Genomic DNA, 21368 nt, shown 5'->3' on the forward strand with positions numbered 1-21368 from the left:
TCAGTCTCCGATCAGACGAAACGGCAAGCGATGGAACCGAGCATGTCGTAGTCGACATGGAAGGTATCCCCCGGGTTGGCCGCCACGGGACGGGTGAAGGAGCCACCTAGAATGATTTGCCCCGGCTGCAGGGTGACGTCGTAGGCCGCCAGTTTGTTCGCCAGCCAGGCCACGCCTTTGGCCGGATGATTGAGCACCGCCGCCGAGACGCCGGATTCTTCGATCACGCCGTTGCGGTAGAGCACCGCAGGCACCTTGCGCAGGTCGATTTCAGTGGGGCGCACCGCGCGTCCGCCCATGACCACGCCGGCGTTGGCGGCATTGTCGGAGATGGTGTCGAAGACTTTGCGGGTGGCCTTGCTTTGTGGATCGATCTGCTGGATGCGGGCATCAATGATTTCCAGTGCCGGGATCACCCATTCGGTGGCGTCCAGCACGTCGAATACCGTCACGTTCGGGCCTTTCAACGGCTTGCCGAGGATGAACGCCAGTTCCACTTCCACCCGGGGCACGATGAAGCGCTCGAACGGGATGTCGGTGCCCTCGTCGAAGAACATGTCATCGAGCAGGGCACCATAGTCCGGCTCAGTGATGTTCGACGAGACCTGCATGGCCCGGGAGGTCAGGCCGATCTTGTGGCCGACCAGCTTGCGGCCGTCCTTGATCTTTTGCGCAACCCAGGCGCGCTGGATGGCGTAAGCGTCGTCCAGGGTGATATGCGGATGGTCGAGGGAAAACTGCCGCACCTGTTCGCGCGAACGTTCTGCGTGGTCGAGGCGGGCGGCGGCCTGCTGGATGAGGTTTTGATCGAGCATGAAGAGCATCTCTTATTGAGGGTTGACGATGGCGGCCTGGGTGCGAAGCACCAGCAGGCCCCCCACGGCGATGAGCAGCGCCAGCACATAAAGGGCCAGGCTGGCGCTCTGGGTGGTGTCGCGCATCCAGCCGATCAGATAGGGCGCCAGGAATGAGGCAATGCTGCCGAAGGAGCTGATCAGTGCGATGCCGGCGGCCTGGGTGCTGTTGGACAGGAAGGCCGGTGGCAGTTGCCAGAACATCGGCAACGCTGCACTGGCACCCATACCCGCGATGATCAGGCCACCCAGTACCAGGGTTGGGCTGGTGGGTGAGAGACCGGCGATGGCAATGCCTGCCGCCGCCATCAGCAGCGGTACGCAGAGGTGCCAGCGCCGTTCGCGATGGCGGTCTGACGAACGGCCGCAGCCGATCATGAAAAAGCAGCCGGCCAGATACGGCACGGCGCTGAGCAATCCAACCTGACCGTCACTGCCGATTCCGGCGCCGTGAATCAACGTGGGCATCCAGAAAGCCAGGGTGTTCACCGCCAGCATCACGGCGAAATACACCGCCACCAGCAACCAGACCTGCGGGTTGTTGAGAATCGCCGAGAACGAGGTGATGGATTTGCGTTGTTCTTCAACGCTCAGTTGCGCGCGCAATTGCTGTTTGGCTTGCGGTGTCAGCCAGTTGACCGTCTCGAAACTGTCCGGCAGGCACTTGAGCACCACCAGGCCGAGCAGAATCACCGGCAGCCCTTCGATGACGAACATCCACTGCCAGCCGCGCAGGCCACCGAAGTCATGAAAGTGTTCAAGGATGCCGCCCGACAAGGGCCCGCCAATCACGCCGGCCATCGGCACGGCAATGGCAAACAGCGCGGTCACCTGGGCGCGGCGTCGTGCCGGGTACCAACGGTTGAGAAAGACCAGAATGCCCGGGAAGAACCCGGCTTCGGCCACCCCCAGCAGAAAGCGCAACACGTAGAACCCAGCGGCGCTTTCGATCAGGAACATGCCGGTGGACAAAGCCCCCCAGACCACCATCAGCGTGGCGATCCAGCGGCGCGGGCCGACCCGGTCCAGGGCGATGTTGCTCGGCACGCCGAACAGCGCGTAGGCGATGAAGAACAGGCCCGCGCCGAAGCCATAGACCGTGTCGCTGAACTGCAGGTCGGCGCTCATCTGCATCTTGGCAAAGCCAATGTTGATGCGGTCCAGGTGGGCGAAAAGGTAGCAGACCAACAGCAATGGCATCAGTCGCCAGGTGACGGTGGCATGGGTGCGGTCGTGGGCGATTGTGCCGGCAGTGTCGGCGGTATTGGCTGTGCTCATGATTTTGTACTTTTTGTCAGAGAGGCCGAAGGGCGAACGGGCAGGCGGGTTTAATGGGCCTGGGCGTTGAGGAAGGCGTGAACGTTGTTGGCCTTGAAGTTGAGCTGTTCGTGCAGCTCGATCATCTCGAACGACAGCGCCAGCAAGCGCTGGGCCTGGAGTTCGGCGAAGTGCGCGGTGATCACTTCAAAGAGCTTTTGCGCCACTTTCTGGCGGGTAGCCAGGTCACGGCCATGGCCGACCTTCAAGGTCATGTGGACGAAGGCATAGTCGTGCTTGCCGTCGGCCATGCGCCAGGTATCCAGGCGCACACCACGGCTGCGGATACCACCCAGGGGAAACACACCGCTGTCACCCAGCAGGGTGTGAACCTTTTCAAACAGGCCGGGCAGATCGGCCTGTTGTTCGATGTTGTCGGTGTATTCGGCAATGAAGTGGGGCATGGAGGCCTCCTGCGTCGGCAGCTGTGAGTGGCAAACTTCAAGCGGCAAGTCGAGGTGGTCGGCTGCCGCTGTGGCTCAAACTGGAAAAATGGCGTTGATCTGGCCCGTACCGGAACTGCCGAAAGGTTCGGTGATGATTTCGGCGGGTTTGGCATAGTCCGGCCCACCGAGCAGCCCCAGAAGCATGGCGGTGTCATGCATCTTGCCCTCACCGAAACAGTGCTCGGCGTAATCGGGCAGCATGGCGCAGAACTCTTTCCAGCGACCCTGGCGCCACAGCTCCACGACATGCAGGTCGACCTGTTTGTCGAACTCGCGCGTCCAGTTGTGGATGTTGGCTTCGGCATTGCGATCATCGGAAAAGCGGTGCGACAGCGAGCCGGAAGCCAGCACCAGCACCTTGCGATCACTTTTTTCGATGGCCCGGCGCACGGCGGCACCGAAGGTGAAGCTGTCTTGCAGACGGTGCCAGGCGCACCAGGCGGCAACCGACACCACGTTGAATTTCTGGTCTTGCGGAACATCCATGTGCATGTAGCGCATGGGCACCAGCGTGCCGTATTCCAGCTCCAGGCTCGGGATGTTGTGGGCCAGGGTGCGCACGTCGGCGGCATTGGCCTCGGCGGCGATCAATTCGCCCAGTTCCGGAGCGCCGGAGTATTCGTACTCCATGTTCTTGATGAAGTGCGGCAACTCGTTGCTGGTGTAGATGCCTTTGAAGTGCGCGCCACTGTTGACGTGGTAGGCGCTGTTGACCAGCCAGTGCACGTCAAACACCACGGCGGTGTCGGCGCCCAGTTCACGGGCGCGGCGACCGATTTCCTTATGGCCGGCAATGGCCGCTGCGCGGCAGCCGTGGTGTTTGCCCGGCAGCTCCGACAGGTACATCGAGGGAACGTGGCAGATTTTCGCAGCCAGGACGACTTCGCCCATGATGATTCTCCTGAAAAATTGTTCTTGTTGAATCTCGGATAACGGGTGAATCGGGTCTTGATGCTCTGGGTAGATCACTGCACTTGTGGCGAGGGGATTTATCCCCGCTGGGGCGCGGAGCGGCCCCTCAATAGGCCTGACACACCGAGTCGTCGGGTGTAGGGCTGCTGCGCAGCCCAGCGGGGATAAAAAATCCCCTCGCCACAAGGTTAATCACCCGATTTGTCTGTGATCATGCCCCCCAGCGTGGAATGTGATGCCCGCCCATGGAGATGCAGACGTTCTTGATCTCGGCGAAGACTTCAAAGCTGTACTGTCCACCTTCGCGGCCGGTTCCGGAACCCTTCACGCCGCCGAAAGGCTGGCGCAGGTCGCGCACGTTCTGGCTGTTGATGAACACCATGCCGGCCTCGATGCCATGGGCCAGGCGATGGGCCTTGCCGATGTCCTGGGTCCAGATGTACGAGGCCAGCCCATAGTCAGTCTCGTTGGCCAGTTGCAAGGCTTGTGCTTCGTCCTTGAACGGGATCAGGCACACCACCGGGCCGAAGATTTCTTCCTGGGCGATGCGCATGTTGTTGTCCACGTCGGCGAACACTGTCGGCTGGATGAACTGGCCGCGACTCAAGTGCGCCGGCAGGTTGGCCGGGCGCTCCAGACCGCCGGCCAGGAGCGTGGCGCCTTCTTCGAGGCCGATCTTGATGTAGCCGGTGACCTTGTCGTAGTGGGCCTGGGTGATCATCGAGCCGACCTGGGTTTTCGGGTCTTGCGGATCACCGACGATCAGGCGTTTGGCCCGGGCGGCGAATTCGGCCACGAACTGTGGGTAGACGCTTTCCTGGATGAAGATCCGGCTGCCGGCGGTGCAACGTTCGCCATTGAGCGAGAAGATGGTGAACAGCGCTGCGTCGAGGGCCCGTTCAAGGTCGGCGTCTTCGAAAATCAGTACCGGCGACTTGCCGCCCAGTTCCATCGAATACTTTTTCAGCCCGGCGGTCTGCATGATCTTCTTGCCGGTGGCGGTGCCGCCTGTGAAGGAAATCGCCCGCACATCCGGATGCCGCACCAATGCGTCGCCGGCCGTGGCACCGTAACCCTGGATCACGTTCAACACGCCGTTGGGAATGCCGGCTTCCACCGCCAGGCGCCCCAGCTCGTTCGCGGTCAGCGGCGACAGCTCGGACATTTTCAACACGGCGGTGTTGCCCAGCGCCAGGCACGGCGCGGTCTTCCAGGTTGCGGTCATGAACGGCACGTTCCAGGGCGAGACCAATGCACAGACACCGACTGGTTGGTACAAGGTGTAGTTAAGCATCTGGTCGTCGACCGGATAGGTGTGGCCGTCCATCCGCGTGCAGACTTCGGCGAAAAAGTCGAAGTTGTGGGAGGCGCGCGGGATCAGCACGTTCTTGGTCTGATGAATCGGCAAGCCAGTGTCGAGGGTTTCCAGTTCGGCCAGTTTCGGCACGTTCTGCTCGATCAGTTCACCGAGCTTGCGCATCAGTCGGGCGCGCTCCTTGGCCGGCGTGTTGGCCCACTTCGGGAAAGCGTCCTTGGCCGCAGCCACGGCCTGGGCAACTTCTTCGGCGCCGCCGCTGGCAACTTCGCCAATGGCTTCACCGGTGGCCGGGTTGTAGTTGACGAACACATCTTTGCTTTCGACCTCACGGCCGTTGATCCAGTGCTTGATCATGCTGCTCACGCCTCTTTACGGGATGCGAAGAACTCGGCTTCGCTGACAATTCGATTGACCAGGCGGCCGACGCCTTCCACTTCCACCACTACTTCATCACCGGGCACCACGTCCGCCAGACCTTCGGGTGTGCCGGTGGCGATCATGTCGCCGGGCTGCAGGGTCATGAAGCTGGACAGGTATTCGATCAGGTAGGGGATGTCGAAAATCATGTCGCGGGTCGAGCCTTCCTGGCGCAGTTCGCCGTTGATCCAGGTACGCAATTTCAGGTTGCCGGGGTCCGGTACATCGGCCACATCGACCATCCACGGGCCGACAGGTGTGGTGGCATCACGGTTTTTCACCCGCAGGTTGGGGCGGTAGTAGTTTTCCAGGTAGTCGCGGATCGCATAGTCGTTGCACACGGTGTAACCGGCCAGGTAACCCAGCGCGTCCTCGCGCTTGACGTTGCGCGCGGCTTTGCCGATGACCGCCACCAGCTCGCACTCGTAGTGCATGTAAGCGACGTTGTCGGGGCGCCAGGTCATCTGGTTGTGGCCGGTGTAGGTGCCCGGGGATTTGATGAACGCCAACGGTTCGGTTGGCGGCTTGAACGCCAGTTCGGCGGCGTGATCGGCGTAGTTCAGGCCCAGGGCGAACATGCTGCCGGTGGCCGGCGGCAACCACTGGACCTGATCCTCGGCCAGCAGCCTACCGTCGGCCAGGCGAACGGCGTTGTGAGCTTCAACGGTGACCGTGTGGACCTGGCCTTCAAAACCAATGCGCGCGTGTTTCATGAACGTGCTCCTGTGTGCTCGCCCACAACGCTATTGACGAGGCGGCCCAGGCCGCTGATCTCCACTTCGACGCGATCGCCAGGCACGACATCAACCCGGCCCTCGGGCGTGCCAGTGATCAGAACGTCGCCGGCATGCAACGTCATGAACTCGCTGATCTCGGCGATCAATTGGGGAATGTTGCGAACGAAATTGGCCGTGTTGTTGTGCTGGCGCACCTCGCCGTTGACGTACAGCCTGATTGTCAGGCTATGGGGGTCGGCAACGTTGGCCGTGGGCACCAGTTCAGGCCCGATGGCACAGAAGCCGTCCCGGCACTTGGCCTTGACGGCGGGGCGGTAATAGCTGTCTTCCGGCAGGCTGAATTCATTGACCACGGTATAGCCGGCCACATAGTCCAGTGCTTCGGCGGCGCTGACACGGCTGGCCGACTTGCCCATCACCACGCCAAGCGCAGGCCCCGGTTGCAGCCGCTGGCCGTGACCTGGATGAACCACGTCGGCGTCGTGCCGGTTGCGGGTGTTGGGTGTCTTGATGAACAACACCGGTTTGACCGGCGGCTTCTGGTAAGGCGGTTGCTCGAACTCGGCGAGGCGCTGTTTCAGCAGCCCCTGATAGTTCAGTGCAACCCCAAACAGGGTGCCGGTCGCGACGTCATGCAGGGCACGGCTCATGCTTGTCTCCTGGCAGCGGCAGAGATGAGGGCTCTGCAGATATTGTTAATGTGTTAACAGTTATAATTAAGATGTTAACTATCGTCAAGCGTGGCAGAATCACCGGACACTGGTTGCCCTCGGGAAATCGGCGCAGGATGAATCCAAGCCGCTGCCTGAATCAGAATAAAAAACGAGAAATGCGTGATGACTGACCGTCAGCCAATCCCCAACATCAACATTGGCCAGGTGTACGACCAGCGTTACAGCGATGCCGAGGTTCACTACGATCGGCTTGCCAACCTGGCGGGTTTCTTCGGTCGCAATATGCCGGTGCATCGGCATGACCGTTTCTTTCAGGTTCACTACGTGAAAAGCGGCGCCGTACGGGTGTATCTGGACGACCAGCAATACGTCGAATCCGGGCCTATGTTTTTCCTTACGCCACCCACCATTCCCCATTCTTTTGTGACCGAAGCCGACAGTGACGGGCATGTGTTGACCGTTCGTCAGCAATTGGTGTGGCAGTTGATCGACGCCGATCCGAGCCTGGCGCCGGCGGGTGTGCAAATGCCTGCGGCCTGCGTTGCGTTGGCGCAGTTGGGGCCGGAACAGGCGGGGGAGGTGCGGCGACTGGAGTACCTGTTCGAGGAGCTGAGCGAGGAGGTCTGTGCCGAGCGGTCGGGGCGCAGCGCGGCGCTGGACGGTTTGACGCGGCTGATCATGATCAGTCTGCTGCGTCTGTGTTCCAATTCTCTGCAGGCACGACCGGCCCGCCATGAGGACCTGAAGATTTTCCACCGCTTCAATGAGCTGATCGAAGCTCACTATCTGCAACATTGGCCGTTGTCGCGCTACGCCGAGGGCATCGGCGTCACCGAGGCGCGGCTCAACGATGTGTGCCGACGGATCGCCGACCTGCCTTCCAAGCAGCTGATCATGGAACGGCTGATGCAGGAGGCCAAGCGGTTGCTGTTGTTTACCGGCAGTTCAGCCAATGAAATCTGCTACCAGCTCGGGTTCAAGGACCCGGCGTATTTCAGTCGTTTCTTCCAGCGCTACGCCCGGCTCACACCAGGGGAGTATCGCCAGCGGCAATCGGGGTTGCGTTGAGCGTTGTTGCTGGTGGAGCACTCGCCACCGGCGTCATGCAGCCGTCCAGTGCGCGGCGTTGTTTCTTGCAGCCGCTTGTCCGCAACACTAAGCTGCCAGCTCGTCCATCCAAACAGTCCGAACATGGCCAACCCCAGACCTTCATTGACACTGACCCTGTTGCAAGCGCGCGAAGCGGCCATGGCTTTTTTCCGCCCGGCGCTGAACCAGCATGACCTTACGGAACAACAATGGCGGGTGATCCGTATCCTGCATCAGCAAGGAGAGCTGGAGAGCCACCAGCTCGCTCATCAGGCCTGCATCCTCAAACCCAGCATGACCGGTGTGCTCAGCCGTCTGGAGCGTGATGGGCTGGTGCGTCGGCAGAAGTCGAGCCAGGATCAGCGTCGGGTTTTCGTAGGGCTGACCGAGCGTGGGCAGCAGTGCTTCGTGTCGATGAGTGAGGGGATGGAAAGCAACTATCGCCGCATCGAAGACCAGTTTGGTGAAGAAAAGATGCAGCAACTGTTGGCGCTGCTCAACGAGCTGAAGAACATCAAGCCGTGAGCCAGGCAAACATTCGGGGTGAGAGGGCAAGCTCCCTCACCCCGAATAATCCATTGCGCTGAGACTTCGATCCAAACTCGGCACGGCTATCGGCAACTCTTAAGCGTTGCGTTCGCGCAGTTCCTGAAGACGATCAGCGCCACCTTCAGCCACGCGGTTTTGAAGCAGACGATCGGAGCCACCTTCAGCCACGCGGTTTTGAAGCAGACGATCGGAGCCACCTTCAGCCACGCGGTTTTGAAGCAGACGATCGGAGCCACCTTCAGCCACGCGGTTTTGAAGCAGACGATCGGAGCCACGTTCAGCCACGCGGTTTTGAAGCAGGCGATCGGAGCCACCCTCGGCTACGCGGTTCTGGCTCAGACGATCGGAGCCGCCTTCAACCACCAACTGTGCAGCCTGACCCTTCGCCGCTGCACTCATGGCCGTGGCCGAAGCGATGTTCGACAGGCCGAGCCCGCCCATCAGTGTCAGAGCGATTGCCAGGGACGAAACTTTCGAGAAAGTGAACATGGTGATTCTCCTTGCGCTTGATTGAGTGGGCCGGTGGCAACGGGTGTGCTGCTGTCCGGTGATCACAGTTAAACGCGAAGGTGTATCGACGTTGTGTGTCGGCAAGGCTCGAAGTCAGCGATTTCGTATCAACTCGCCGTTCATATACACAGCGATACAAATCTATGGGGCCAGGCCAGGACGAAGGCCTCGAGCCATGATCACGGCTTGGCCAAGGATTGCTCCAGCTGCTCCACCAACTCAGGCGTCAGATAATGGGGGCCGTCGAACAGGTACAGCGGATAGCCGGCATAGGCGGCCAGTTGGGGTGTGAGTTCGGCAACCGTGGCCGAGCGAAAGCCGCCGCCGAACTTGGGGCGGAAGGCTTCGACGATGATCCGCACGCGATCCTTCCCGAGCCGGTCACGCAGGGTGTCGGCGTAGTCCCGGGCCACCGGGGCGGTGCGGGCGTAGACGCCGACGCCATCCTGGAAGAACACGCCAATATCGTCCGGCAACCATTGCTTGAGCCAGTCGGCAGTGGCGGCGGGGCCGATGTTGGCGCCGTCGTAGACGCTGATCCACAACGGGCGCGGCAGCTTGGCCAGCAAGGCGGGCAGTTCCTTGGCGCGAGACCAACTGGGATCGACCTCGGCCGGAAAGTACCACCCGGTCACGTGCAGTGGCGTCGGCAGTTGCGCAATGCGCTCCGACACCGTGGCCAGTTGCTCGATGTTGTCCCTGGAGCGGTTTTCACTGAAATGGCCGGCCAGCCCGAGGATGACATCCTGGGCCCAGGGCGCCTTGGCGATGCGCGCCCAGTCAGGCAGTAGCGGCACGCTGGGCAGGCCGGTGCCGGGCACGAAGGCCTGGTCATCCACCACCGTCCATTGCACCAGCAGCTCGCGCACCCCCAGCTTTTCCCAGTTGCCTTTGATGCCCACGGTCTGGTTGTCTGGCTGCCAGACGATGCCAACGATGTTCGGTGCAACCTCCTGGTTCATCATGTAATACATCCCTGTGCCTGCGCCGAGGGCCGTGGCCAGCGAGAGCGCCGCCACAGCCGTGCGACTGATGATATGGCCGAAGATTTTCAAGCGAACGTCTTCCTGCAATTGCACATCACATCAACGGCCTCAATAGGAGTAGGTCAAGCGAGCGAACACGCCTTTGGCGCGTTCCTCGCCAAATACCCTGGCCCTGTACTGCAGGGAAAAATCCACATAGGAGCGCGGGGCGTTGTAGGCGTCTTCGCGGAACCAGTAGCGTACGTTGTTGCCCACGCCGATCCCGCCGGCGTTGCCTGACGAGAAGTCACCGTCGGCGCCGCTTTTCATCTTGGAATCGTAGTCGACCGCCGCCACGACGTGGGGGAAGGTCACCCAGCGCGAGCCGATGCCGCCGATGGCGTAGCTGCGTCCCACTTGCCATTCGCTGTTGAAATAATTGCGCGAGTCGTTGATGTATCTACCGACTTCGGCGTACAGCTGCGAAGTCCACCAACTGGGCGCATCGACCCGCAGGTCGGTGCCGATACTCGAACCGTAGCCCAGGCGCGCGAGCCAGTCGCCCTCGACGTTCGAGGAGCCCAGGGGAAAGGTGCGTTCAAAGGCGGCCATGATGTTGATGGAGCTGAAGGGTTTGATCCTTACCCCCAGCGCCCCTTGCAAGGCATCCGCACCGGTGTCCGAGTCGCTGTTCTTGCTCCACAGGGTGTCGGTGACGCGCCCGTAGAGTTCGACGAAACGCGCATTGCGATACCCCAGCGGCCGCCAGGACAGCTCAGTGCTGTTCTGCAGCTGGTCATTGCTTTGGCTGCCGCTGTTGCTGGTGCCCGGAGCAGCGCTCAGGCCACTGGAACTGTTGCCGCGATAGCTGGTGGTGCTGGTCAAGCCCATGGTGCGTGAAATGTCGCCCACGGCACGACGGGTATCGAACAGCTGTTGTGCAGACATGGGCGACTCAGCGGTTGCCTGGGCATCGATGACGCGCTTGAAATACGCCACCGCTTCGTCGTCTTCATGAACGCGCATGGCGTTGTAAGCTGCATCCTGAGCCGCTGCCGGGGCGAGCCGGGTGCTGGCATCGGCCCTGCGGAACGCGGCGTGGGCCGCCTCGTCGTCACCGGCCCGGACTGAATCATAGGCCAGCTGCAAATCACTGACCGGTGCCTGTCCTTCGGTATTATCCGGCCGGGTGGCGCACGTCAGGCCGAAGGTACTTTCCTGGCACTCGAGAATCGGTGCGTCGCGATCCTCGGCCGTCAGCAGCGCGCTGTTGAGCAATTGCTGGTTGGCGGCGATTTCCGGAGCCCAAGCCACGGCTTGGCGAGCCTTGTCCACGGCCAGCACCGCATCGCCTTGCTGCAAGGCACGGTAGCCCTGGACCGCCAGCGGCGCCGCCAGTTGGCGACGAATTGCCTTGCGACGCATCAGGAGCGCGTCATCGTTGGCGAAGACCCCGAGCGCATCGTCCACAGCCTGGTCGGCTTCGACCAGAAGATGCTGGCGCTGCAAGGCGTCGATCAACAACAGCCGATACTCCCGGCGACGGGGCGCCTGGGCAATCGCCTTGCGAGCCGATTGCGCGGCCAGACCGAACCGTTCGCGATCATAGGCCCTGTACCCTTGGGTGGCGGCCATGAAACCCGGTGCCGCGGCCACGGCGGACGATGCGGCGCTCCGGGGCTGGTCGCGCCGTTTCTTGTCACGTTCGGCCATGGCGATCAGGGTGTGCAGACGCGTCACGTCGGCGCGCAGGCGCAGGGCCTCGCGCGCCTTGGCGATGGCCAGGTCGTAGTCCTTGCGCTCGTAGGCGCTGTAGGCTTGGTTGGCGGCGGTGTAGGCCGGGCCGGACAACGGCAATGGCAAGGTTTCGGCAGCAGCCACGGCCGGTATCAGGCTCAGCCCCGTGGCCAAGAGGGTCAGAAGGGCGCGGTTCATGCCGGAAGCTCCATGGGGTAGACGCTGTGCTGACGCGCCACCACCTGTTCGATAGTGGCCCGGGGCAGCACACCGCTGTCGACCAGGTAATCGCCGATCCGACCGTGGTGCTGCGGTCGATACTGCAACATGGCGCGGCTGAACTGATCGCGATCGAGCAGGCCCATTTCGATCAGCAAGTCACCCAGTAGCGGTGCACTGGCATTCGGTACGGCGTGGCCGTTGCGTTCCGGCAATTGGCGCAACAGCGCGAGAATTTCACTTTCCCTGGCAATCAGTTGCACCGGCTCGCTGCCCAGTTCGGCGGCGATCTGTTGCAGGCCTTCGTCGGACAGGGGGTTGGCAACGGCGATCTGTTCGCAGCCGTCAGCGTTGCGGCCCAGGGGAATGACCCGCCAGCGCAGGGCAAACTCGCCGGTCAGTGACGAGGTCGAGGCGGCGGCTTTTTGCGACACGTCGAAGACCCGGGGCAGGTCATTCTGGAACGCGATGGCTTCGGCCAGGGTTTCGTCGTCCAGCCAGCCGTTGTTGAGCAAAATGCGCCCCAGGGGCATGTTGCGTGATTGTTGCTGGTCCAGGGCACTCTGCAGGTGGGTGTCGGTAATGGCCTGCCAGGACAGCAACACGCTGCCCAGGCGGCGGGGCGCGATGGCCACCAGGTCGGTGGAAGGGAAGTCGTGCATGGTCTTGTCCCAGACCAGTTTGCGATTCATCACCTTGCCCACCAGGAACATCCGCCAGGCTCTGGACGCGGCCATGAAGTTGACGAAGTTACCCACCAGCATGCGCGGGATCGACAGCAAGCCATGCTGCCAGCCGTACAGCACGGTGGTGAAATAACAACGGTGCAGGATCCGCCAGAGCAGGGCAATGCCGTTGGCCACCAGCAGGTATTTGATCAGGTCGTTGGTTTCAAAGGGCGTCGGGAAGGTGACGTCCCACCAGCCGCTGTTGCGCAGAATGATCAAGCCCAGCAGCTGCACCAGAATCACGTAGGCGATGATACTGACGAACGCCGTCACCACGCCCTTGCGGTCGCGAAACAGCAGGTAGCGGTTGGCCAACGAGCCGCTCCAGCCCATCTGTTCCCAGCCTTGCAGGCCGATGCCCAGGGTCCAGCGGGCCTTTTGTCGGAACGCCGTGCGGAAGGTGTCCGGGAAGAACTCGCGCACGCACAGTGGCATTGTCAGGGTCGATTCGTAGGGCTTGCGGAACCAGGATTTGCGCAGCACCCGAAACTGCACCGGGAAACGCACGAAGATGGCGTTCATGCCGACCTTGGCCAGTCTCGCGCCGACGTCGTAGTCCTCGGTGAGGCTGTCGGTGTTGAACGGCTGGTTTTCGGTTTCGCCGGCCAGTACCCGCAACGCGCGATGGGAGAAACAGGTGCCGACGCCGGCCGAGGGCACGGTGTCGGTCATGCTTTCACGCACCACCAGGTCCTTGCCGTGCCATTCGGCGAACTCGTCCATGTAGACGCCCGCCACCCATTCGTACCAGTTGCGCTCCAGCGACACCACCGGCAATTGGATCATGTCCTTGCGCGGCAGCAGGTAGTTGAACAGCCGCAATTCCAATGGATGCAGCACGTCTTCGCTGTCGTGCAACACCACCCCGGCGAAGGTCATGCCATGGGTTTTCTCGTGCAGGAAGATCGCCTGGATCACCCAGTTCAGACAGTCGGCCTTGCAGGTCGGTCCGGCATGGGGCACTTCCACGCGGTGCAGTTGCTTGTAGCGCCGGCGCATCCGCTCGACTTCGTCGATGGTGCGCTGGTCGTTGACATAGGTGCCGACGAAGACCACGTAGTTCTGGTAATCGAGCGTCGAAACCATGTTCTCGATCATCGGTGCGATGACGTCGTATTCCAGCCAGGCCGGCACCATGATCGCCAGGGGCTGTTCGTCCCGGGCCAGCAGTTGGTCGACGGTCAGCGACCGGTATTTGCGGTCCGCGGTGAGCTTGCGGTACAGGCGGCGAGACCAGTACCACAGGTCAATGATCAGGTCGTCCAGGCTGGAGATCAGGATCACCACCGCGACGACGATGGTCGCCGCTTCCAGGTAGTTGTAGTAGTGGGCCAGCCAATAGGGCCAATAAAGCGACGTCATCGAAGGGTACCGTTACTGGCGATTGCGACGGGCGCTACGGCCAGCCAGCAACAGGAGAAGGAACAACACAATGGCGCCAGGGATCAGCCAGAGCAGCGAGGGTTTACGCCAGGCATCCAGCCCTTTGGGTTCTTCACGGCCGAGCAACCGACTGCCGCTGGGGTCCTTGCTGTCGATGATCGTCACCGCGCCGCTGTCGCCGAGAATCGCCACATCGCCACGGGTCAGCACAATCGGCTGGGCGAAGTCGGGCGCTTGGCTGCCCAGGGTCCGATACACCAGGCCATGCTGTCCCGAGGCTTGCACCACTTGTAGCGAAGCCAGTTGGTTGAGGGGCTGCACATCCAGCAGCAAGTGATCTTCATGGTTGATGCGCAGACGTCCCTGTTCATCGACCAGGACCGATTCCTTGCTGTCCTCGAGCGGCAACTCGAACGCCAGGAAGGCTTTGTCCGGGCTGACCACGGCTTTGGGATCGGCGCTGACGTTCAACTGCGCGCGCAACGGTGAAACACCGGCGGCATCGGCCACCGAGATCACCCGGGCCAGACTGGCGGCCGGTTGGTCGAGGTATGCCTGGGGAACGAGGATCTGGGTCGCCACGGCGAAGCGCGCGGCCATGCCGGAGAAACCGTCGTCCAGGGCAATTTTTTCCAGCACGATATGGCTGCTCGGCAGCACCGCTACCGGGAAGGCCTGGGGTGTTTCCAGGCAGCGATCGCTGACAGGCTGGCGCTGGAACGAGACGCGCAATACGTTTTTTGAACCCAGGGCATAGCTGGGGATATGGGCCTGGATGCGTTGTGACTGACCATCGGTGGTCAACTGCTGGGCCCCGATCAGGAAATCGTTGAAAAACAGCGAGGCCACGGGCGGGGTGTGTGAAGCCCCAGGTGCTGCGGACAGGTCCACCACGGCTGTCACCGGCAAGCGACCGTCATACGCCACGCTGCCCAAGGGGAACGAAGTGCTCCAGTCGAATCGGGAGGCCACGTCATAGGTGCCAGGTGCGCCGCCCAGTCGCGACAGGGCCACGCGGCCATCGTTGCTCAAAGGCGTTTGCGCTTGGCTGACGGTCAACTGACGGCTGCGCGCCAGTTTGTTCCACGCTGAACCAAGCAGCGACAGGGCTTTGCCGGTGGCGTGCGGGGCGATCATCAGGACCGGGCGAGTACCCAGCAGCGCCAGGCGCACATCGTCTGGACCGGCGCCTGCCGTGGCTGCGTTGACGTGTTGTGCGCGCCATTGGGTCAATGCACTGGCCGCCGTTGGGTCGACGCTTTGGACCTGACTCTGCAACGCATCCAGGGACTGATTGATGGCCTGGAGCAATTGCGGGTCGTTGATGGCCAGATCGGCCTGTACATTCGGGGTTTGCCCCAGCATCAGCAGCGCGCCGATCTCAGCCGGGTTGGCCAGGCTGTGCTGACCCTTCGCGTTGAGGCTGGCGAAGGCCGGGAGGCTCAACAGTTCGGCCGGGATGCGCAGAGCGCTCAAATCCACACTGTCTTGTACGGCAGGGAACGGCAGGATGCGGCTGTGCTTGCCCATTCGCTCCAGGGCCACGCCCAATCGCCAGGCCGCGTCATAGCTGTCGGCGGACAACGAACCGGGTGCAACCAGGATCCCGGGTTGAGCAGGCAATGCCGTCCAGGCGGCACCGACATCCTGCAGTTGGCTGGCGTCGTAGCTGTAGTTCAGGCGTGTGTCGGGCTGGATGCGCAGCACGTTGCCGATGACTCGGTCGTCTTCGCACAACGGCCGGGAGACCACCGAAGACCAGGCAATGCCCAGCCGCACCAGGCCGTTGTCGCGCGCAGCCTTGTCGACGCCCAGTGTGGCGCTGGCACTGCCCTGAGGTTCGCTGAGTCCTTCGGCGCGCACCGGATAGCCATCGAGCGACAGCAGCAGGGTGTTGCGGCCCCCTTCGCCATTGAGATAGCTGGCGTCCAGTTGCAGGGTCGCCTCATTGAGGGCAACCCCGGCCGGCACGGGTAGATACAGTTCCCGTCGGGAATCGCTGGCGCCCAGCAGGATCGGCGCACTGATGCCCAGGTCGCTCAAGCGGACTTCGCGCTCCTGGCGGGTATCGGCGTTGAGCCGATGGATTGCCTGGGTAAGCGGGCTATCGGCAGCCAAGGCAAAGGTTGGCATGAGCGCAAGCAGGCTCAGGCCACAGGCAAGGGCGCTGAGCGCACCCGTAGAGATGGCAACGGAAGGCTTCATTCAGGTAAATCTCGATTCTGATAAGGGGGAGCAGCGATTAGGAGGCGAGCAACTGGCGTGGCGCGTACATCGGTGGGTGAGCCCAGCCTTGGGGCAATTGCGACTGGCCCACGAGAAATTCGTCCATCGGGCGCCCCATCAGGGTATCGACGATGCGCTGGCTGGCCTTGCCATCACCATAGGGGTTGGCTGCCTGAGACGCGCGGCGCCACAAGGCCTTGTCGTCGAACAGTGCGTCCACGCCGGCAATGATCGAGGCCGGGGAGGTGCCGACCAGACGCACCGTGCCCGCAGCTACGGCTTCGGGGCGTTCGGTGACGTCGCGCATCACCAGCACCGGTTTGCCCAGGGACGGCGCTTCTTCCTGCACACCACCGGAGTCCGTGAGGATGACGTGGGCGTGTTGCATCAGGCGCACGAACGCCAGGTAATCCAGGGGCTTGATCAGGTGCACGTTGAGCAGGTCACCCAGTTGTTCCGTCACCGGGCCCAGTACGCTGGGATTGAGGTGCACCGGGTAGACGATCTGGATGTCGGGACGCTGGGCCAAGTGACGCAAGGCCTTGCAGATGTCCAGGAAGCCTTCGCCAAAGTTCTCCCGGCGGTGGCCGGTGACCAGCAGCAGCTTGCGTCCGGTTTGCAGGAACGGGAACTGTTGGTCCAGTGTTTGTCGCAGTTGTGCATCCTGCTCGATGCGCCGGGCGGTCATCTGCAACGCATCGATGACGGTATTGCCGGTCACCAGGCAGCGGCCCTGCAGACGTTCGTCCAGCAGGTTATCGCGAGATTGTGCGGTGGGGGCAAACAGCAGGTCGGCGCTGAGGTCGATGCAACGACGGTTCATTTCTTCCGGCCATGGGCTGTAGATATCGCCGGTGCGCAGCCCAGCTTCCACATGGCCCACGGGAATGCGTCGATGAAAGGAGGCCATCGAAGCCACCATGGCCGAGGTGGTGTCGCCGTGGACCAGCACCCGATCCGGCCGGGTCTGTTCCAGCACCGGGTCGATCGCGCCGTACAACGCAGCCGTCAGCGAGTTGAGCGTCTGGTGCGGCGTCATCACGTTGAGGGTGAAATGGGCCTTGAGATCGAACAGGTCCAGCACCTGCTCAAGCATGCTCTGATGCTGGCCGGTGACACAGATCAGCGACTCAATGCCCGGTTCGGCGGCGAGGGCCTTGACCAAAGGTGCCATCTTGATGGCTTCCGGACGGGTACCGAAGATCGAAAGAATCCTGATCCGTGACTGATGAGTAGCGATGACGCCCTTCCTCGCGCAGTTTGCTGCGCTGCACAGCCGTTCGCCCAAGCGCGATCATGCGTTTGAGTAAACAAGCAAGTTGAATTAAGTGGGATCCAATATCAGGCAGGCGCGTTACGCACGCGGAAAGTTGCGTAATGGCCTATTGCAGTTTGGAGCGGCGAAGTAATAACACCAAAGAACACGGGCGCAAAGTTTTATTTGAAAGGTATTTTGTTGTTTTGATTAAGAAGGGTTGAGGGGGGGTTGGAAAGTTGCGCTCTTATTCTGAAATAAAAATCGTTTAAGATTTTGAATAATAAGGTTTTTTTGTGATTTATTGAGTGCTGGAAAGGGCGTCTTGATCACGCCAAGTCCATCGAGGTCTTATTTCTGGCGCCGCTTTATATAAAGGTGCCTGGATGTTTGTCATTGAAATGACGCCTGTTTGTTGTCGAGGTTGGAAGTATTATCGCGTTGGCGGGGTGTCGGTGAAGTGCAGAAGTTAAATAAGGTTCAATTTTATTATTGGATTTTCAGATCAGCGGAGTTGAACAGTTTTGTGTGGCGCTAGTTCATAAATAAAGTTGTCTGTTGATAAATAAAAAAACGCATTGGGCACGGTGTGGAACACCAAAAATACCGGATAAGCCGGCCCACACGCTTATCCGATAATCGCACGCTTTGTGTGGGCCTCCCGCCAAGGTGATTGACCGAACTAACCGGTTGGTACATTTTAGGCGCAACACCTCTTGCTCAGCTTGACCAAGACCATAATAAAAAATTGAGGAACCCCCATGCGTACCCGTCTGCAAGCGCTCAGCCCCTATCCCTCGCTTCGTTGCTCCGGTCCCGGAACAACGCTCAGCTGCTGTGTCCTGACCCGATAGCTCCCGCCCATCGTTGCGGTCCTATCGCGCCGGTTGCTGGATGCCGGCGCTCGACAAGTCCGGGAGGTCTTCAAGATGACAAAGGTCGTCGATCTGTATTTCAAACTGCTCAAACTGCTGATTGTGCTGTGCATGGTCGCAATGATCGTGCTGGTGTTCGGCAATGTGGTGCTGCGTTATGCCTTCAACTCAGGCATCAGCGTCTCGGAGGAACTGTCGCGCTGGTTCTTCGTCTGGATGATTTTTCTCGGCGCCTTGGTGGCGCTCAAGGACCGTGCCCATCTGGGGCTCGACAGTCTGGTCAAACGCCTGCCTCCGGCCGGCAAGCGCCTCTGCCTGGTCATCGGGCACCTGATGATGTTGTACATCTGCTGGCTGATCTTCAGCGGCAGTTGGCAGCAGGCGGTCATCAACCTGGATGTGGTCGCGCCAGCCTCGGGTATGTCGATGGCAGTGTTCTACGCTGCCGGCCTGGTGTTCGGCGCCAGCGCCGCCGCCATCCTGGTCTATGAGCTCTACCTGGCGCTGTTCGGCAAGCTCAGGGATGACGAAATGGTCATGGTCAAGGACAACGACGCCGCCGAAGTGATCGCCCATAACCCCATCAAGAGTACCCGCCCATGACACTGGTTATTTTCCTCGGGTCATTGATAGGCAGCATGGCGCTGGGCATTCCCATTGCCTTTGCCTTGCTGGTGGTCAGTGTGGCGTTGATGTTTTATCTGGATCTGTTTGACGCACAAATCATCGCCCAGAACCTGCTTAACGGTGCCGACAGTTTTCCGTTGATGGCTGTGCCGTTCTTCATGCTGGCCGGCGAAGTGATGAACTCCGGCGGCCTATCCAAACGCATCGTCAACATCGCCATGGCGCTGGTGGGACACAAGCGTGGCGGCCTGGGTTACGTGGCGATCATCGCGTCCTGCCTGTTGGCATCGCTTTCGGGGTCGGCGGTGGCCGACGCGGCGGCGCTGGCGGCCTTGCTGGTGCCGATGATGGTGCTGGCGGGGCACAACCGGGCGCGTTCGGCCGGCTTGATTGCCGCCGGAGGCATCATTGCCCCGGTCATTCCGCCGAGCATTGGCTTCATTGTGTTTGGCGTGGCGTCCGGGGTATCGATTTCCAAGCTGTTTTTGGCCGGGATCGTGCCGGGTCTGATGCTCGGTGTCGCCCTGGCCATCGCCTGGTGGTTCATCTCCCGCAGCGAGCATGTGCAGACACCACCCAAGCGCTCGCGGGCCGAAGTGATGCGGGCCCTGGTCGAGGGCAGTTGGGCCGTGGGCCTGCCGCTGATCATCATCCTGGGTCTCAAGTTCGGCATTTTCACCCCGACGGAAGCGGCGGTGGTGGCAGCGGTCTATTCGTTGTTTGTGTCCTTGGTCATCTACCGGGAAATGAAAGTCAGCCAGCTGTACGAAGTGATCCTGTCCTCGGCCAAGACCACCTCGGTGGTGATGCTCCTGGTGGCGGCGGCCATGGTGTCCTCGTGGCTGGTGACCATTGCCGACTTGCCGGGCCAGTTGGCGGCAGTGCTCGAACCGTTCATGGACAGTCCGACCTTGCTCCTGGTGGTGATCATGCTGTTGATCATCATGGTCGGTACGGTCATGGACATGACGCCCACCATCCTCATCCTCACCCCGGTGCTGATGCCAGCGGTGACCCAGGCGGGTATCGATCCGGTTTATTTCGGCGTGCTGTTTCTCATCAACACTGCCATCGGCCTGATTACGCCACCGGTGGGTACCGTGCTCAATGTGGTGAGCGGGGTTTCGAAACTCAATATCGAAGAAATCGTTCGTGGCGTGTGGCCGTTCCTGCTCGCGCAACTGGCGGTGCTGTTCCTTCTGGTCCTGTTTCCGCAACTGGTTCTGGGACCTTTGAAATTCTTCACCGGTTGACGCCGGTGCAAGCGGTAGTAGCTCGACTTCTAAAACAATAATGATCGGAGAGTGACATGGGACAACTGATGAAAACCTTGTTGGCCGGGGCATGTGCAACGGGGCTGCTGCTGGGCAGCGTGGTCAGCCACGCGGACGAGATCCGCGAGCGTACCCTGCGATTTGCGTTCCAGAACGTCAAGGAGCACCCCCAAGGGCAAGGCGCACAGAAGTTCGCCGACCTGCTGAGCGAGAAGAGCGGCGGCAAGCTCAAGGTCCGTCTGTTCCCCGGCGGAACCCTGGGTGGTGACGTGCAGACGGTCTCGGCCCTGCAGGGCGGTACGCTGGACATCACCGTGCTCAACTCCGGCATCCTGGCCGCCCAGGCAGCGGATTTCGCGATGCTCGATTTCCCCTTCCTGTTCAACAACGCCGAAGAAGCCCACGCGGTGATCGACGGGCCGGTCGGCCAGAAGCTGGCGGCGCAATTGGACAGCAAAGGGCTGGTTGGCCTGGGCTACTGGGACCTGGGTTTCCGCAACCTGACCAACAGCAAGCATCCAGTGGCCAAGCTTGAAGACATGCAGGGCTTGAAGATTCGCGTGATCCAGTCACCGATCTACCTGGAAACCTTTACCGCCCTGGGCGCTAACCCGGTGCCGATGGCGTTTCCCGAGGTCTACACTGGCCTTGAGCAGCACACCATCGACGGCCAGGAGAACCCCTTCACGGTGATTGAGGGCAACAAGTTCTTCGAGGTGCAGAAGTACCTGTCGGTGACCGGCCACATCTTCAATCCCCAGTCGCTGATCATCAGTCAGAAAACCTGGAGCCGTCTGAATGAGGATGAAAAAAACCTGATCCGCCAGGCCGCCGCCGAGGCGCAGAAGTACCAGCGGGAAGTCACCGCTGCGAGCATGGACAAGGCCAAAGCAACACTGGCCGGTGCGATGACCGTGAACGAGATCACTCCGGCCGAGAAAGATCGCTTTCGCGAGCGTGTGCAACCGGTGATCGACAAGTTCGCCAAGTCCCTGGATGCCAATCTGGTGAAGATGATGTACGACGAAATTGCCAAGGTACGCGCCGCGCAGTGAGCTGAGCGACACACAGGCTGATCAAAGGGCGCCGGGGCAATCCCGGCGCCTTTTTTTTCTTTGCGATTCAGGCTTTTCCCAGCCGTGATGCCGGTCCCCTGAGGGCTCGCGCACGGGCCATTTTCCCAGCCGGGGAACGCTTGAACGGCCGCAATGTCCCAGACTGGCTCATAAGCTTGTTAAGATACATGCGCACACATC

The 21368-nt window shown here is 61.2% G+C and carries 18 protein-coding genes; 5 read left to right on the forward strand and 13 right to left on the reverse strand.

Annotation, left to right across the window (positions count from 1 at the left end):
- Window positions 1–11: 11 nt before the first annotated feature.
- The 7 genes from hpaH to CRX69_RS05875 form a co-directional block, all read right to left on the reverse strand.
- Window positions 12–815, reverse strand: coding sequence for a 2-oxo-hept-4-ene-1,7-dioate hydratase (gene hpaH / locus CRX69_RS05845; RefSeq protein ID WP_047229906.1), 804 nt, complete (start codon window positions 813–815; stop codon window positions 12–14).
- A gap of 12 nt (window positions 816–827) precedes the next feature.
- The gene (locus CRX69_RS05850) at window positions 828–2132 is read right to left on the reverse strand and encodes an MFS transporter (RefSeq protein ID WP_047229905.1); all 1305 of its coding nucleotides are present in this window, start codon (window positions 2130–2132) and stop codon (window positions 828–830) included.
- A gap of 50 nt (window positions 2133–2182) precedes the next feature.
- On the reverse strand, window positions 2183–2575 hold the full coding sequence (locus CRX69_RS05855; protein ID WP_047229904.1) for a tautomerase family protein: 393 nt from the start codon (window positions 2573–2575) through the stop codon (window positions 2183–2185).
- Between the two features lie 75 nt (window positions 2576–2650).
- A complete protein-coding gene (hpaD, locus tag CRX69_RS05860) occupies window positions 2651–3508 on the reverse strand; it encodes a 3,4-dihydroxyphenylacetate 2,3-dioxygenase (RefSeq protein ID WP_107321714.1) in 858 nt (285 codons plus the stop codon).
- Between the two features lie 232 nt (window positions 3509–3740).
- A complete protein-coding gene (gene hpaE, locus CRX69_RS05865; RefSeq protein WP_047229902.1) occupies window positions 3741–5201 on the reverse strand; it encodes a 5-carboxymethyl-2-hydroxymuconate semialdehyde dehydrogenase in 1461 nt (486 codons plus the stop codon).
- Between the two features lie 5 nt (window positions 5202–5206).
- Window positions 5207–5977 carry a fumarylacetoacetate hydrolase family protein gene (locus CRX69_RS05870; RefSeq protein WP_107321715.1) on the reverse strand — a complete coding sequence of 257 codons (771 nt, stop codon included), beginning with the start codon at window positions 5975–5977 and terminating at the stop codon, window positions 5207–5209.
- Window positions 5974–6651 carry a fumarylacetoacetate hydrolase family protein gene (locus CRX69_RS05875; RefSeq protein ID WP_107321716.1) on the reverse strand — a complete coding sequence of 226 codons (678 nt, stop codon included), beginning with the start codon at window positions 6649–6651 and terminating at the stop codon, window positions 5974–5976. The genes CRX69_RS05870 and CRX69_RS05875 overlap by 4 nt, the downstream gene beginning before the upstream one ends.
- A 186-nt stretch (window positions 6652–6837) precedes the next feature.
- Between CRX69_RS05875 and hpaA the strand changes: the two genes are divergently transcribed.
- Both hpaA and hpaR read left to right on the forward strand, forming a co-directional pair.
- Window positions 6838–7743 carry a 4-hydroxyphenylacetate catabolism regulatory protein HpaA gene (gene hpaA, locus CRX69_RS05880; protein WP_107321717.1) on the forward strand — a complete coding sequence of 302 codons (906 nt, stop codon included), beginning with the start codon at window positions 6838–6840 and terminating at the stop codon, window positions 7741–7743.
- A gap of 123 nt (window positions 7744–7866) precedes the next feature.
- Entirely contained in the window at window positions 7867–8289 is a 423-nt protein-coding gene (gene hpaR / locus CRX69_RS05885; RefSeq protein WP_047229898.1) for a homoprotocatechuate degradation operon regulator HpaR, read from the forward strand.
- Between the two features lie 99 nt (window positions 8290–8388).
- Here the strand turns inward: hpaR and CRX69_RS05890 are convergent, their stop codons facing one another.
- The 6 genes from CRX69_RS05890 to wecB form a co-directional block, all read right to left on the reverse strand.
- The gene (locus tag CRX69_RS05890; protein WP_420821203.1) at window positions 8389–8712 is read right to left on the reverse strand and encodes a hypothetical protein; all 324 of its coding nucleotides are present in this window, start codon (window positions 8710–8712) and stop codon (window positions 8389–8391) included.
- Window positions 8713–9002: 290 nt separating this feature from the next.
- Window positions 9003–9878 (reverse strand): alpha-amylase family protein, encoded by an 876-nt coding sequence (locus CRX69_RS05895; protein ID WP_107321718.1) that lies wholly within the window; start codon window positions 9876–9878, stop codon window positions 9003–9005.
- 39 nt (window positions 9879–9917) lie between these two features.
- Window positions 9918–11723, reverse strand: a complete 1806-nt coding sequence (locus tag CRX69_RS05900) for an NfrA family protein (protein ID WP_107321719.1) — start codon at window positions 11721–11723, stop codon at window positions 9918–9920.
- Window positions 11720–13834 carry a glycosyl transferase family protein gene (locus CRX69_RS05905; RefSeq protein WP_047229894.1) on the reverse strand — a complete coding sequence of 705 codons (2115 nt, stop codon included), beginning with the start codon at window positions 13832–13834 and terminating at the stop codon, window positions 11720–11722. The genes CRX69_RS05900 and CRX69_RS05905 overlap by 4 nt, the downstream gene beginning before the upstream one ends.
- 12 nt (window positions 13835–13846) lie before the next feature.
- The gene (locus tag CRX69_RS05910) at window positions 13847–16060 is read right to left on the reverse strand and encodes a hypothetical protein (RefSeq protein WP_107321720.1); all 2214 of its coding nucleotides are present in this window, start codon (window positions 16058–16060) and stop codon (window positions 13847–13849) included.
- A gap of 37 nt (window positions 16061–16097) precedes the next feature.
- Window positions 16098–17255, reverse strand: coding sequence for a non-hydrolyzing UDP-N-acetylglucosamine 2-epimerase (wecB, locus tag CRX69_RS05915; RefSeq protein ID WP_047229892.1), 1158 nt, complete (start codon window positions 17253–17255; stop codon window positions 16098–16100).
- A gap of 1010 nt (window positions 17256–18265) precedes the next feature.
- On the opposite strand from wecB, the gene CRX69_RS05920 reads away from it, so the two are divergent.
- Genes CRX69_RS05920 through CRX69_RS05930 form a run of 3 tightly spaced genes read left to right on the forward strand, consistent with a single transcriptional unit; the run spans window position 18266 to window position 21167 of the window.
- Window positions 18266–18814 carry a TRAP transporter small permease gene (locus CRX69_RS05920; RefSeq protein ID WP_076385109.1) on the forward strand — a complete coding sequence of 183 codons (549 nt, stop codon included), beginning with the start codon at window positions 18266–18268 and terminating at the stop codon, window positions 18812–18814.
- Window positions 18811–20091, forward strand: coding sequence for a TRAP transporter large permease subunit (locus CRX69_RS05925; protein ID WP_107321721.1), 1281 nt, complete (start codon window positions 18811–18813; stop codon window positions 20089–20091). Before CRX69_RS05920 ends, CRX69_RS05925 begins: the two co-directional genes overlap by 4 nt.
- A 56-nt stretch (window positions 20092–20147) precedes the next feature.
- Entirely contained in the window at window positions 20148–21167 is a 1020-nt protein-coding gene (locus tag CRX69_RS05930) for a TRAP transporter substrate-binding protein (protein ID WP_047229889.1), read from the forward strand.
- The last annotated feature ends 201 nt before the right edge of the window (window positions 21168–21368 follow it).

Source organism: Pseudomonas rhizophila, from assembly GCF_003033885.1.
Taxonomy (GTDB): domain Bacteria; phylum Pseudomonadota; class Gammaproteobacteria; order Pseudomonadales; family Pseudomonadaceae; genus Aquipseudomonas; species Aquipseudomonas rhizophila.